Source organism: Flavobacterium noncentrifugens (assembly GCF_900100375.1).
Classification (GTDB): Bacteria; Bacteroidota; Bacteroidia; order Flavobacteriales; family Flavobacteriaceae; genus Flavobacterium; species Flavobacterium noncentrifugens.
In genome coordinates, this window is the sequence record NZ_FNEZ01000002.1 from 315204 (window position 1) to 329742 (window position 14539).

General features: G+C 40.0%; 14 protein-coding genes. 7 read left to right on the plus strand and 7 right to left on the minus strand.

What is annotated here, in order from left to right:
* Positions 1-382: 382 nt before the first annotated feature.
* From BLS32_RS06110 to BLS32_RS06125, 4 genes are all read right to left on the minus strand, one after another.
* Positions 383-676, minus strand: coding sequence for a hypothetical protein (locus BLS32_RS06110; protein ID WP_091392927.1), 294 nt, complete (start codon positions 674-676; stop codon positions 383-385).
* Positions 677-765: 89 nt separating this feature from the next.
* Positions 766-1575: a mechanosensitive ion channel family protein gene (locus BLS32_RS06115; RefSeq protein WP_091392928.1), complete on the minus strand. Its 810-nt coding sequence runs from the start codon at positions 1573-1575 to the stop codon at positions 766-768.
* Positions 1576-1591: 16 nt separating this feature from the next.
* Positions 1592-1819, minus strand: coding sequence for a hypothetical protein (locus tag BLS32_RS06120; RefSeq protein WP_091394619.1), 228 nt, complete (start codon positions 1817-1819; stop codon positions 1592-1594).
* Between the two features lie 131 nt (positions 1820-1950).
* Positions 1951-2322 (minus strand): DoxX family protein, encoded by a 372-nt coding sequence (locus BLS32_RS06125; RefSeq protein ID WP_091392931.1) that lies wholly within the window; start codon positions 2320-2322, stop codon positions 1951-1953.
* 142 nt (positions 2323-2464) lie between these two features.
* Here BLS32_RS06125 and BLS32_RS06130 point away from each other — a divergent pair, with 142 nt between their 5' ends.
* Positions 2465-3451 carry a GlxA family transcriptional regulator gene (locus BLS32_RS06130; RefSeq protein ID WP_091392932.1) on the plus strand — a complete coding sequence of 329 codons (987 nt, stop codon included), beginning with the start codon at positions 2465-2467 and terminating at the stop codon, positions 3449-3451.
* Between the two features lie 6 nt (positions 3452-3457).
* Here the strand turns inward: BLS32_RS06130 and BLS32_RS06135 are convergent, their stop codons facing one another.
* Both BLS32_RS06135 and htpG read right to left on the minus strand, forming a co-directional pair.
* Positions 3458-3940, minus strand: a complete 483-nt coding sequence (locus BLS32_RS06135) for a TlpA family protein disulfide reductase (protein WP_139171702.1) — start codon at positions 3938-3940, stop codon at positions 3458-3460.
* 120 nt (positions 3941-4060) lie between these two features.
* Positions 4061-5962, minus strand: coding sequence for a molecular chaperone HtpG (gene htpG / locus BLS32_RS06140; protein ID WP_091392935.1), 1902 nt, complete (start codon positions 5960-5962; stop codon positions 4061-4063).
* A 342-nt stretch (positions 5963-6304) separates the two neighbouring features.
* On the opposite strand from htpG, the gene BLS32_RS06145 reads away from it, so the two are divergent.
* The 6 genes from BLS32_RS06145 (at position 6305) to BLS32_RS06170 (ending at position 11973) form a co-directional block, all read left to right on the plus strand.
* Positions 6305-6787 (plus strand): lipocalin family protein, encoded by a 483-nt coding sequence (locus tag BLS32_RS06145; RefSeq protein ID WP_091392937.1) that lies wholly within the window; start codon positions 6305-6307, stop codon positions 6785-6787.
* A gap of 20 nt (positions 6788-6807) precedes the next feature.
* Positions 6808-7497, plus strand: coding sequence for a YiaD family glycine zipper/OmpA-like lipoprotein (locus BLS32_RS06150; RefSeq protein WP_091392938.1), 690 nt, complete (start codon positions 6808-6810; stop codon positions 7495-7497).
* A 165-nt stretch (positions 7498-7662) separates the two neighbouring features.
* On the plus strand, positions 7663-8337 hold the full coding sequence (locus BLS32_RS06155) for a TetR family transcriptional regulator C-terminal domain-containing protein (protein ID WP_091392940.1): 675 nt from the start codon (positions 7663-7665) through the stop codon (positions 8335-8337).
* Between the two features lie 30 nt (positions 8338-8367).
* The gene (locus BLS32_RS06160) at positions 8368-9684 is read left to right on the plus strand and encodes an ABC1 kinase family protein (RefSeq protein WP_091392942.1); all 1317 of its coding nucleotides are present in this window, start codon (positions 8368-8370) and stop codon (positions 9682-9684) included.
* 169 nt (positions 9685-9853) lie between these two features.
* The gene (locus BLS32_RS06165; RefSeq protein WP_091392943.1) at positions 9854-10801 is read left to right on the plus strand and encodes an ABC transporter ATP-binding protein; all 948 of its coding nucleotides are present in this window, start codon (positions 9854-9856) and stop codon (positions 10799-10801) included.
* Positions 10802-10965: 164 nt separating this feature from the next.
* Entirely contained in the window at positions 10966-11973 is a 1008-nt protein-coding gene (locus BLS32_RS06170) for a 3-oxoacyl-ACP synthase III family protein (RefSeq protein WP_091392945.1), read from the plus strand.
* A gap of 114 nt (positions 11974-12087) precedes the next feature.
* On the opposite strand, the gene BLS32_RS06175 is transcribed toward BLS32_RS06170, so the two are convergent.
* Positions 12088-14490: a TonB-dependent receptor gene (locus BLS32_RS06175; protein ID WP_091392947.1), complete on the minus strand. Its 2403-nt coding sequence runs from the start codon at positions 14488-14490 to the stop codon at positions 12088-12090.
* Positions 14491-14539 lie beyond the last annotated feature (49 nt).

Here is a 14539-nt window from a genome sequence, read left to right on the forward strand (position 1 = left end):
TTAAAGACAATTTGCCATTTGATTTTTTAAAAAAAGCAAAAAAGAAGACGTGATTTTTTAGGTTCAGATCAAAAAAAAGGATAATCTGCACTTGCAAATTATCCGATTTATAATTTCTCTATCAGCTTCCAATTGAATAGTGAAAAACTAGAATTACATTGTCCTTTATACAGCTTCCATTCAGATAAAGGGTTTTGCAATTTTTAAAACTTTCAGTGATTTAGAATCTTAAGCAGTTTTTGGCTGTTTCGTGCATTCTTTTGTGTTTGCCTCCTGCTTTATGGAATCTGCGTTTAAATTAAAGTTTACAGTTAAAAATAACAATTCCGACACTTAAAATTTTATACTTTAATAACCTCGTCTTTCATCATTCAAACCAAGATTATTTGGCTTTTTTCGGTTTTTTTGCATCCGAATCCGACGGATTAATTCCTACCGGCTGCACCTTGGTTTGTCTTTGTGTCTGGCTTTTGTCTTTGGTTTCTTTTTCAGCTTCTACCTGAGCATTTCCTTCGGTTTTAACCGCTTCTACTTTTGCAGAGCGTTCCACGGTGCGTTGAGTTTCCCTTGGGGCCTGTTGTTGCAGTTGATCATCGTTTGGCTGCTGATCGCCTTGTTGTGCCGAAGCAAACGTTACTGTGAGCAAAAATGCGGCTGTGGTCCATATATTTTTCATAATGTAAGATTTTGTTTTTTACAAAGTAAGGTTTTAAGCCTTGTTTTTTTGTTATTGAATTATGCGAAATTGTTACAACAATTCAAAGATCATTTTATATCGAAATTTTCCTTTTTCAGCGCCTTCATGATGCAGATGATGACTTTTGATTTGGTTTCCCCATTCGTCATATCGGCATCGGTTTTAACCCAATACCGCACCATGATCTGGATCGTACTTCCGGTTACATTCGATACTACTGCTGAAGTCGGCAGGTTTTCGTTCATCACATCTTCAATATCCGAAAGTGTTTTTTTAATGACTGCAATTGCATGTTGGTAATCTGCGCCATATTCCAACCCGATTAAAAAATCCTGCAACAAAAATCCTTCACTGTTGTAGTTGATGAGCGTATTTTTGATCAGCAGCGCATTTGGGATGTAAATGTCTTTTCCGTCGCTTTTAATCTGCGTATCGCGAAGATTCAATGCCAGGACTTTTCCTTTTACACCGTTACTTTCAATAATTTCACCGATGGAAAAAGGGCGTTTAAAAGCGAGTAATATGCCGGCAAGGAAATTTTCACCTATGTCTTTTAGGGCAAAGCCAATGATAAACGCTGATATTCCGGCACCGGCCAACAAACTTTGGGCAATTCCGGTCAATCCGATGATCCGCAGGACAATCAGAAATCCGATCACTAAAAAAAACGCTTTGACCAATCTTGAAATGAAATTCGCCAGCAAGGCATCGTGCATTTTTTTCTGAAGCCTTCTGTCAGAAATCTGCTGGATTTTTGCAGCGACAAACCACGAAACAAGCGAAACGACAACCGCCAGAACAATTTTAGGCGTCACATTTACAATTCCGTAATAGTAGTTTTCTACGTGCTGGAGTACATCTTTAACAAAATCTTCCATGACAATTCAATTGCTTTCATTTGAGCTTTTCTGCATATTGATCCCTGACTTCCTGGTTGATGTAAGTCGTTAGCCCGATTCCTTTTTCAGCCAGGCCTTTCATGATTTCTACGGCGCGTTTTCCGTTGGAAGCGTAATTGTACAGATAAACACTTCCGTCAGAAAAAGCAATTCGAATGCTCTGCTGGCTGATCTGATAGGCTTTAATGCCCGAATTCCCGCTCAAATTTTTATAAGTTTTCATATCTGAACCTGAAAGCATTATGGAAATTGCAATCCATCCAAATTTCCTCTTTTATGGGCATTTTACACTTATAGTATTTCAGGGAAAGGTTACAGATTTTTACAAAAAAATCCTCCGTTGGGAGGATGCTGTTACAGTAAAGTTTCCTGAAACCGCTTCCAGAAATAATAGACCAGTGCCATGAAAACCAGCATGACCAGCGGAATCAAAACTAAAAGTACTTGTCCGCCACTAAAAGCCCATGACAATGATGCCCCGATAAAATTGAATGCAAATCCGGCGAAAGCCCATTCTTTTAAAGTGCTGAATTTGTTCTGGACCAAAGCCATGGCGCCCAATATTTTTGCAGTTCCAATGATGCACATCAAATATATCGGATAGCCGAGTTGCCTTAATGCTGCTTGTCCTTCCTGTTGTTGGGTGACGCCGCCGATGCCGTCAAGAATCATCAGTGCTGCAAAAATAATGGTCAGTGTCCAGTAGGTGATTTTAATATTTTTCATAATATTGGTTTGATTTTAAGTCGATTATACAAATTTAACAATAGTCTTCATAAAATAAAATATGCAATAACGTCTTATCCGCAGGTCGATCGCGACAAACTGTTTTTTATATTTGTATCAGATCAACCAAACTAATAGCAAAATGAAACACATTTCCATCATTGTTCCGCAGGGCCATTCAAGCATTCCCAACATCGACGGATCGCACCACATATTTTCTGAAGCCAATGCTTTTGCAGCAAAAATGGGAATGCCACCGTTGTTTAAAGTGCAACTGGTAGGCATAAATGAAAAGATCATTCAAAGAAACGGTGCTTACACGATTGTTCCCGATTGCCTGATTTCAGATGTTGTAAAAACCGATATCATCATCATTCCAGCGATCCACAGCGATATCGCTTCGGCTATCGAAGCCAATTTTGAAATATTGGAATGGATTAAAAAACAATATCATGATGGGGCAGAAGTGGCCAGTTTTTGCATCGGGGCATTTTTTCTGGCTGCGACCGGGCTTTTAAACGGAAAAAAATGCGCGACACATTGGGCCGCAGCCCAGCAATTCAGGCAGTTGTTTCCCGAAGTCCACGTAGTTGACGACAAGATCATGACGCATGAAGACCGTATTTACACCAGTGGCGGCGCGTATTCATTCCTGAATTTACTGGTTTACCTGATTGAAAAGCATGCCGGACGTGAAATGGCGATCATGATCTCAAAGACTTTCATGATCGACATCGACCGAAACAGTCAGTCGCCTTTCATCATGTTCCAAGGCCAAAAAGACCACGAAGACCTGGTTGTCAAAAATCTGCAGGAGCATATTGAAACCAATTTTGAAGATAAAACCCCGATCGACGAACTCGCCGCTTTATTCGCAACAGGGCGCAGAAGCCTCGAGCGCAGGTTTAAAAAAGCGACCGGCAACACGATTGTTGAATACATGCAGCGCGTGAGAGTCGAGGCGGCAAAGCGCAGTTTTGAAACCAGCCGGAAAAATATCAGCGAAGTGATGTTTGACGTAGGTTATAATGACACCAAAGCTTTTCGGGATGTTTTTAAAAAGATCAGCGGGCTTACGCCGATTGAATACCGAAACAAATACAATAAAGAAGCGGTCATCTTCGCTTAAAATCATTCAATCTATTTTTGAAATCTCAGTTTCAATTTCGGCTTGGGTCAACAGACCCGATTTTTTGGAAACCAATTTTCCGGCAGCATTGAAAAAATAAACCGTTGGCAGGTTGTAAATGTTGTAGTCATCCAAAGGTTTCACACTTCGGGCAAAGTAAAAAGGCAACCTGTAGTTCATTTTAAAAGTCGTGATCTCTTCGATTTCGTCGTCTGAAACCATCATGAAATTGATGCTGCTTCCATGTTTCGCGTATGCATTTTTTAAAAGCAAAAATGCATCTTTACTGTCTTTTGAAGAAACAGACCAAAATGTAATGATCATCGGTTTCTGGCTGTTGCGTTGTGCCAGATCGATCTCTAAACCTGAAAGATTTTGCAACGCAATATTTTCAAGCCGGATGTCGGGAGCGCCAGCCATCTTTCTCCAGGCATAAAATCCGGTAATGCCTAAAACGGCAATGATGATAAATATCCAGGCTTTTTTCATGAAAATGGTTTTTTGAAGAAGCGCAATGTTACGGCTTTTTGCCGACACTGGAAATCATATTAACGAAAAAGCCTGCAAGTTTTCACTTACAGGCTTCCGATTATTAACCCTTTATTTTTATTATTTGATCAGTTCGAAACTTCTCTTTACAAAAGCAGTAAGTTCTTCGCCTTTGAGTAAATTCTGAGATAATTTTGCCAGATCCAATGCCTGCTTAACCAGATGTTCCTGATGCGATTTGTCTGAAGTATTCAAAATATTCGTTGCCAATTCAGAGTTTGTATTCACTACCAAGTTGTACATTTCAGGAAAATTCCCCATTCCGAACATGCCGCCGCCGCCAGATTGGCTCATTTCTTTCATACGGCGCATAAATTCAGGCTGGGTAATAATAAATGGCGATGCTTCGCTGTCTAACGCTTCCATCTGTACCGAATAATTCGCTTTTGGAACAATGGTTTCTACAACGCTTTTCAACGTTTCTTTTTCTTCATCTGACAATTTCGAAATCGAATCAGAATCTTTTTTAATCAGGTTTTCCACGTGATCCGAATCAACACGAACAAACGTCAGATCTGAATTGTCGGCTTCTAATTTCTGGATCAAATGCGAAATGATCGGAGAATCCAAGAGAACCACTTCATAACCTTTTTCTGTCGCCGAAGCAATGTAGCTGTGCTGCGCATCTTTATTCGAAGCATACAAAACAACCAGTTTTCCGTCTTTGTCCGTTTGGTTGTCTTTGAGTGTTGATTTTAATTCATCAAGCGTGAAATATTTGCCGTCAACGGTTGGATACAAAACAAAAGCACCTGATTTTTCATAGAATTTTGGTTCAGACAACATGCCGTATTCCAATACGATTTTGATGTCATTCCATTTTTTCTCAAAATCTTCACGGTTTTCTGTGAATAAGAGTTTAAGTTTATCAGCAACTTTTTTAGTAATATAATTCGAGATTTTTTTCACCGCGCCGTCAGCCTGCAAATACGATCTTGAAACGTTCAGCGGAATGTCCGGAGAATCGATCACACCTTTTAACATCGTCAAAAATTCAGGAACAATTCCTTCCACATTATCCGTTACATAAACCTGATTTTGGTACAACTGGATTTTATCCTTTTGGATTTGCAGATCTGAACCCAACTTTGGAAAATATAAAATTCCGGTCAGGTTAAACGGATAATCGACATTCAAATGGATGTTAAAAAGCGGTTCTTCAAATTGCATCGGATACAATTCGCGGTAAAAGCTTTTGTAATCTTCGTCAGACAATTCCGTCGGCTGTTTGGTCCATGCCGGATTTGGATTGTTGATGATGTTGTCGACTTCTACGGTTTTAAAAACTTCGTCTTTGTCTTCAGAATCCACAAATTCACCTTTTTTCTGTTCGATCTTTTCAGAACGTGTCCCGAATTTGATCGGAATCGGCATAAACTTATTGTACTTGTTCAGCAATTCAGTAATTTTGCTTTCTTCTAAAAAGTCCAAAGAATCTTCAGCAATGTGCAAAATGATCTCCGTTCCGCGTGAAGTTTTGTCAGCTGGTTCTAATGTGAATTCCGGGCTGCCATCGCAAGTCCAGTGCGCTGCCGGTTCGTCTTTGTAAGATTTCGTAATGATTTCCACTTTCTCTGCAACCATAAAAGCCGAATAAAATCCGAGTCCGAAATGTCCGATAATCCCGGAATCTTTAGCAGAATCTTTGTATTTGTCCAAAAATTCCTCAGCACCAGAAAACGCCACCTGATTGATGTATTTTTCCACTTCATCGGCAGTCATTCCCAAACCTTGATCGATAATATGAAGTTTTTTTCCTTCTTTATCGATCTTCACTTCAATGATCGGATTGCCATATTCCGTTTTCGCCTCGCCAATTGAAATCAGGTGCTTCAATTTTAAAGTCGCGTCCGTTCCGTTCGAAACCAGTTCGCGCAGGAAAATTTCATGGTCGCTGTATAGGAATTTCTTGATTAAGGGAAAGATGTTTTCTACTGAAACATTGATTTTTCCTGTTGTCATAATATATAAGGTTTAAATTTTTTCTGGTTCGCGGCAGTCAAATAAGATACCGTTTTGTTAAAAGTGACAAATTGTCGTGTACTCATTTATGGCGTTGCCTGCGGCCCGCGCTATCCGCTGCAATCTTTTTTCATGATTGCTTCGTGCCTCGCAATGACACAAAAAGGATTTCCGCTGCTATCGCTAACACAGACACGAATTAAACCATGTAATTTCCATTTATACAACTTTATTCAAGTTCGGACAAGTGTTAATTTTAATATTAAATTATCAAATTTTAAAACAATTTAAGATTTTAACAAATGTATCTTTGTAGCGATTAATAATTCAAAACCATCTAACATGAAAAAATTAATGCTATTGAGTGCGCTGTTCGTACTGATGCTTTCCTGCAAGTCAACTGCGCCGGCAACAAATACGAAAGTTGACAACAAATCCCAAGTTGGAATGAAAGGAAACTGGGTCGTAAGTTCTGTAACATATCCCGGTTCAGAATACATTAAAGTAACGTCTTTCGGGCTTGCCGATTCGCAATGTTTTGAAGGCAGCACCTGGAAGTTCGTTTCCAATAATGATTCGGGAGAAATGGCGATTGTAAAAGCCAACTGTCCGTCGTTCAGTTCGCCAATCAAATGGTTCGTGAACAAAGAAGGGAAATTTGTACTCAAAGTACTGAACGCTGGGGAAAAAGCCAAAAAAGTACGCGACGGTTATGTGTTGGATGTTGCCAATCAATCTCCGGATTCTTTCCAACTGGTTGACCATATTGACGTTGGCGGAAAATTGACAAACGTCGTATACCAGTTTCAGAAAGTAAATCAATAAAAAAATAAAATCTACCACTCATGAAAAAATTCTCAATATTAGGACTTGCTATTTTAATGATCTCAGGTTCTATACTTTCAGGCTGCGAAGCGGCAAAAAATACAAATAAAGCACAAAGAGGTGCCGGAATTGGTGCTGTTGGTGGCGCTGTAATTGGCGGAATACTAGGAAATAACTTAGGAAAAGGCGGAAACGGTGCGCTTGGAGCAGTTCTTGGTGGTGTTGTCGGTGGCGTTGCCGGTGGCGTCATCGGAAACAAAATGGACAAACAGGCACGTGAAATTGACAATGCGCTTCCGGGTGCAGATGTCGTTCGTGTTGGAGAAGGAATTAAACTTGTTTTAGGTGAAAATTCGGTTCGTTTTGACACGAATAAGTCAACGTTAACCGCTGCAGCGAAAACAAACTTAGACAAACTGGTTTCTGTTTTTAGTGAATATCCTGATACCAATATTGTGATTTACGGATATACTGATAACACCGGTGCAGCAGATTATAACCTGAAATTATCAGGAGAAAGGGCTGCGTCAGTAAAATCGTATTTGTCAGGAAAAGGCGTTTCAGCAACCCGTTTTTCTGTAAGCGGACTCGGAATTGCGGATCCAATTGCTACAAACGATACGCCTGAAGGCAGAAGCCAAAACCGCCGTGTAGAGTTTGCGATTACCGCAAATGATAAAATGGTTCAGGACGCGCAAAACGGAAAATAATTTTCCAATAATCATAAAAAAAGCTGTTTTTAACGAAGCAGCTTTTTTTATGCAGTAAACTTTCAAAATATATGAACGAAGTTTAACAAAAGATTTTGTTTAATCATAATTCACTATACTTAAACAGATTGTATCTTTACGGGACTTTTGTAAATCCTTCAAACTATGGCACTCGTAAAAAAAATCGCAGCTACAAAGCAATTGCTCGATGACAAACAGATCATTACTTTATACATCACTTCGGTGCTTGAAAACAATGAGCCACCAAAGAATATTTACCTTTTCTGCAAGCAGAATAATATTGAAGAAACTGAATTCTATACATTTTTCGGATCTTTCGATGCGGTGAAACAAGCCATTTGGGTGAAGTTTTTTGAAAATGCGACCGAAGCCATTTCGAAAGAACCGACGTATTATTCGTTTACCAATAAAAACAAACTGCTGACTTTATATTTCACGCTTTTTGAAATCCTGACTCTGAACCGAACTTACATCATGTATTCGCTCAAAGACAACAATGAAGGATTGAAAAATCTCAAAGACCTGAAGCTTTTCAGAAACCACTTCAAGGATTTTATCGTAAATCTCTTAAAGTCAGATACCTCAGAGAAAGACAGGAAAGTAGCGAAAGTAACCGGACCAGTTTTCTCTGAAGGCGGCTGGCTCCAATTCCTTTTCATCTTGAAATTCTGGATGGACGACAATTCCAAAAGCTTCGAAAAAACAGACATCGTGATCGAAAAATCGGTCAATACTGTAGTTGATTTACTCGATACCAAGCCGCTTGAAAACCTTTTCGACCTCGGGAAATTCCTTTGGAAAGAAAGCAAAATGAGATGATTTTTATAAGCCTCAGATAAAGTTCCCTACATGAAAACATTAGATTCGATTCCAACAAATAAAATAGAACGCGCCGGGCAATTGATGAAAACCGGAATTAAAGTTGGCGGCAATTACATCGCTTATTATGGCGAAAAAATAGTCAATCCGTCTTTAACGAAAGAAAAACTCAACGAAAACAACGCGGAAGACATTTACGACGGATTGCAAAACTTAAAAGGGTCTGCGCTAAAAGTGGCACAAATGCTAAGCATGGACAAAAGCATTATGCCGCAGGCTTATGTAGATAAATTCTCTCTGTCGCAATTTTCTGTCCCGCCGTTATCAGCGCCATTGGTTCGCAAAACATTTAAAAAATACCTTGGAAAATTTCCTGAAGAAATATATGATTCGTTCACTCCGGATTCTATAAATGCCGCGAGCATCGGGCAAGTCCATGTCGCGCATAAAGATGGGAAAAAACTTGCTGTGAAAATCCAATATCCCGGAGTAGCCGATAGTATCAGTTCCGATTTGGCTTTGGTGAAACCATTTGCGACGCGCATGTTCAACTTAAAAGGCAAAGATTCCGAGAAATATTTCAAGGAAGTTGAAAACAAATTGCTCGAAGAAACCGATTATATTCTCGAATTAAAGCAATCGGTAGAAATGGCCGAAGCCTGCAAAGACATCAAAAACTTGCGTTTTCCAACGTATTATCCCGAATTATCATCTGAAAAAATCCTGACAATGGATTGGATGGAAGGCGAGCATTTATCTGAATTCGCGTCGCACAACACCGACACGCAAAAAGGCGACCAGCTCGGACAAGCGTTGTGGGATTTTTATATGTTCCAGATGCACCAACTGCGACAGGTTCACGCAGATCCGCATCCGGGAAATTTCCTGATCGATGCAAATGCAAACCTGATGCCGATCGATTTTGGATGCATCAAGAAAGTGCCGAACGAATTTTACATTCCGTATTTCGAACTGGCGAATCCGAAATTTATCAACAATCCGGCTTTGTTCAGCGAAAAATTATACCAGTTGGAAATTTTAAGAACCGATGATTCTCCTGAAGAAGTGGCTTATTTTACCAAATTATTTCACCGATTATTGAGCTTATTTACAAAACCATTTCATTCAGAACGTTTTGATTTCTCAGATGAAGATTTTTTTGGAGCAATCGCAACCATGGGCGAGGAGTTTGCAAAAGACACCCAATTGCGGAAAATGAACGGCAACCGAGGATCGAAACACTTTTTGTACATCAACCGAACGTTTTTCGGATTGTACAATTTAATGCACGACCTCAAAGCGCGCGTTGACACACAACAATACAGAAGTTACATGCTTCAAAAATAAATGTTTGTTTTATTGGTTAGGTTGTAAGAGCGGAGAATCGAAAGGTTTTTCGCTCTTATTTTTTATTTACGATTTCAGATCTACGATTTACGTGTTGCGCGCTCGTAAATCGTAGATCTGGAATCGTACATTTAAAAATTTCCTTAAATTTGCAATCTATCCTTTTATTATGCTCAAAATCGACCAGCTTACTTTTTCCTACGATAACATCCCGGTTTTAAAAAACATCCATCTTTCAGTTGAAAAAGGACAAAGTGTTGCAATTATCGGCGAAAGCGGCTGCGGAAAAAGTACTTTATTAAAATTAATTTACGGCCAATATGATTTGGATGCAGGCACGATTTCGTATGATGAAAAACCGATCTTCGGCCCAAAATTCAACTTAATTCCCGGCGAAGATTACATCAAATATCTCGCTCAGGATTTCGACCTGATGCCGTTTATCACCGTCGAAGAAAACATCGGGAAATTCCTGTCAAATATTTATAAAGACAGAAAAGCGGCGCGCGTTCACGAACTTTTAGAAATGGTTGAAATGACAGAATTTGCAAAAGTAAAAGCGAAATTTCTGAGCGGTGGCCAACAGCAAAGAGTCGCAATCGCACGTGTTTTGGCATTAGAACCTGAAATTTTACTGCTCGATGAACCGTTCAGCCAAATTGACACTTTCAGAAAAAATAAACTACGCCGGAATTTGTTCCAATATCTGAAAGAAAAAAACATTACCTGCATCATGGCCACGCACGACAGCACAGATATTCTGGCTTTCGCCGATGCCGTTGCGATCATGAAAAACGGTGAGATTATCCAAAAAGGCAAGCCTCAGAATGTATACAACAATCCACAAAATTTTTACACTGCAACTTTATTTGATGAAGTAAACGTAATTCCGAAATATTTGCTTGAAGCCGATTCAGATTCTGATGAAACCGTATTTTTATATCCGCACCAGCTCAAAATAACGGAAAATTCTAAACTGAAAGTTGAAGCTCAGAAATCTTATTTTAGAGGAAATTTCTGGCTGATCGAAGCAATTTCAAATTCTGGTTTAATCGTTTTTTTTGAAAATGAAAATAATTTGAATAAAGCAACTACTGTTCATTTGGTGAAAAATTGACCATTAAGTTACTTATCGTAATGAACTTAATGTGTTTAAAAATAAAACATTTCTACTATTTCCGAATGTTTTAAAATTGCAATTTTCTAAAATTATCCTATCTTGTGCCTACAGTTTTGCCATCTGCTTAAATTTAGCTGCACAATTTTACTAAAACTACTAAAATGTATCATTCAAAAATATCAGGGCTTGGTTATTATGTGCCGGACAATGTGGTCACCAATGACGACCTTTCCAGATTAATCGATACCAACGACGAATGGATCCAGGAGCGCACCGGAATCCAGGAACGCCGCCACATTATCAGAGGCGAAGATACGACGACTTCCATGGGCGTAAAAGCGGCTAAGATCGCGATCGATAGGTCGGGAATTTCTAAAGACGATATCGATTTTATTGTATTTGCGACCTTAAGTCCGGATTATTATTTTCCTGGCCCAGGCGTATTGGTACAGCGCGACCTCGGAATCAAAACCGTTGGCGCACTTGATGTCAGGAACCAATGCTCTGGATTTGTGTATGCGATCTCAGTTGCCGACCAATACATCAAAACAGGAATGTACAAGAATATCCTTGTGATTGGTTCCGAAGTGCATTCTACCGGATTGGACATGACATCGCGCGGCCGCGGCGTTTCCGTAATTTTCGGCGATGGGGCAGGAGCGGCAGTTTTGTCAAGAGAAGATGATTTGTCAAAAGGAATTTTGTCAACACATTTGCATTCAGAAGGGCAACATGCCGAAGAACTGATCGTAAAAGCACCGGGAATGGGCGGACGCTGGGTTTCGGATATTGTAGCAGATAACGACCCGAACGATGAAAGTTATTTTCCATATATGAACGGGCAATTTGTATTTAAAAACGCCGTCGTTCGTTTTGCAGAAGTCATCAATGAAGGCTTGGCAGCCAATGATTTGTCGGTTTCTGATATCAATATGCTGATTCCGCATCAGGCCAATCTCCGGATATCACAATTCATCCAGCAAAAATTCAAATTGACAGATGACCAAGTATTCAACAACATTCAGAAATACGGAAATACAACCGCAGCCTCAATCCCGATTGCATTAACTGAAGCCTGGGAACAAGGAAAAATCAAATCAGGCGATTTGGTAGTGCTTGCCGCTTTCGGCAGCGGATTTACCTGGGGAAGCGCCATCATCAGATGGTAATCTGACAAAAAGGCAAATAAAAAAAAGCCCCGCTTTGCACAGTCGGGGCTTTTTGTTGTAATAAACTCAAATAATTATTATAAACGGCATTCTGGTTCAAATAGTATAAATAGTTTAAAATAATCCGCCGCCGCCTTGTTTGGTATTGTCGTCGCGTTTTTTTCTTTGTAGTGCTTTGTTTTTTCCGGAACCAAACATATAATTGAACCCGAAAAACAACGACTGGCTTTCCCATTTAAATTCTCCATTTTGAGGATACGGATTGTCGCCTTCAAATGCAAATTTCATTGTATCGAAAACGTCGTTCGAACGAATGCTGATCGTCGCTTTGTTGTTCAGGAAACTGTAACGTGCGCCGGCATCGATCTTGTACATTTCTTTTCGGTTGAACTGGATTCCGTCAACAGCACCGCGGTAAAATCCGAACAACAGCAAACGCAGGTTTTTCGTCGCTTTGAAATTGCTGTTCATTCTGGCATTAAAGGAATTTGCCGTAATTTCTTTCAGGACCGTTTCAAAATTATCTACAGTTTCGCCAGGCTGCCTTGGAATAAGGATCGAAACCGCGCCCTTTTGGCTCAGGCTTGAAAAATCGATTGCCGGCTGAATGTCCCACCAGGAATTGATTTTATAATTCGCAGACAATTCAAATCCGTAAGAGGAATTTCGGTCGTAATTGGTGAAAGTCATGATTTGGGCACCTGGTTTGTTCTCATCCGGAAATAAAACACGAGCGATTTCGTCATTGATGATGCGGTAAAAAACACCTCCGCTGATCGAGCCTTTGGTTATTGTTCGCGTATAATTTAACTCCACAGAATTCGTAAATTGTGGGTCAAGTGCCGGATTTCCGATTGAAGTGAGCCTTGCGGTGCTAAATTCGCGAATCGGTTTGGTTTGCTCTAAACTTGGCCTGTCTACGCGTCGGCTGTAACTCAGCTGGAAGTTGTTTTTATCCGTTAAGGCATAACTCAAATAAGCCGACGGATACATCGTAATGTAATCGTCTTTGTAAGCTGTTGCGCCGTCTAAAGTCGCATTGACCTTGTAACTTTCAAACCTCGCGCCAAGCTGGTAGCTGAATTTTTTGAATTTCTGGCCAAAAGTCGCATACGCAGAGTAGATGTCAAGATCATACGAATAATTTGAATTTGGAAGGTTTTTTCCAGAGGTGCGATAGACATTATCGGTACGGACGATTCGCGATTCGGCACCCAGTTCCAACGTAGATTTTTCCGAAAGCGGATTCACATAATCCACATTTACAGTCGAATTTTTACGGTCATCAATAATATTGTCGTTGTAAGTAAATGCAGGATCATCCAAAATCAAAGGCGTTTTATCTGTAAAGAAAGCCGCGTTTTGGGTCGAATGGTAATCGTTGTAATTGCCTTCAAAATCTAAAGTATGGCCTTCTTTTTCGAACAAATGTTTGTAAGCCAGATTGTAAGTTCCGTTGCGGTTTGCATTTCTGTAATTGTCGCGTGAAATAAAATTGCTGTCGATTTCAGTAAAATAAAAATTGGTATTCACCGGCCCGGTTCCCGAAAAAATATTCTGGTTGGTATACACCGAAACCGTGTTTTTGTCGTTGATGAAATAATCCATTCCGGCTTTAAACAGGTGGTTTTTATTGTTGTTGATGACGTCAAATTCCTGATACGAGCTGTCGCTGAGCCTTTTTACAAGTCCGTGGTTGTATTGTTCGCCAAAGTTGTTTCCGTAATTTCCGAAGAAATTGATTTTTCCGGTGCGGTAATTCAAATCGATCGAACTGCTTGGTTTTGGCGTGCGCGCTACCGTTAATCCGGCATTGATCGTCGCATTAAATCCGTCGTTCGCGTTCTTGTGGAGCACGATGTTAATGATTCCCGACATGCCTTCAGGATTGTATTTTGCGCTTGGGTTCGTGATGAGCTCAATTTTTTTGATCGATGATGACGGAATCTGCTTCAGAAGTTGCGATGCATCGATATTCGTCGGGCGTCCGTCAATCAAAACACGCACGTTTTCATTTCCACGCAGCGATAATTTTCCGTCCTGGTCGACATTTACCGATGGAATGTTGCTCATGATATCAGATGCTGTTGCGCCGGCCGTTGTGAGGTCTTTGCCTACATTGATGACTTTCCGGTCGATTTTCTGTTCGATGGTCGAACGTTCTGCAACGACATTTACGCCGCTCAATTGTGTGGCTTCTTCTTCAAGGACAATTTTTGGAATCGCAATTGATTTTTGACCTGAACTGAAATCGGCCGTGCCAGAATAGGCTTTGTAGCCGATGAACTGGATTTCGACCGCATATTTTTTGAGTTCCAGGTTTTTGATTTCAAATAAGCCGTTGTCGTCTGTAATGCCGCCGGTTATGACTTTATTATCGGCTTTGAGTACAATGCTGGCATAAGAAATTGGCGTGTTATTTTTATCGGATACTTTACCGGAAAGGCTTCCGATCTTTTGTGCATTTGCGGATAAAAGGCTTCCGAGGAAAAAAAGTAAGAGTAATTTTAGCTTCATTTTGTTGTTGTAAATTTTTTTAAATCCCGATACAAGACTTGGTGCAAAG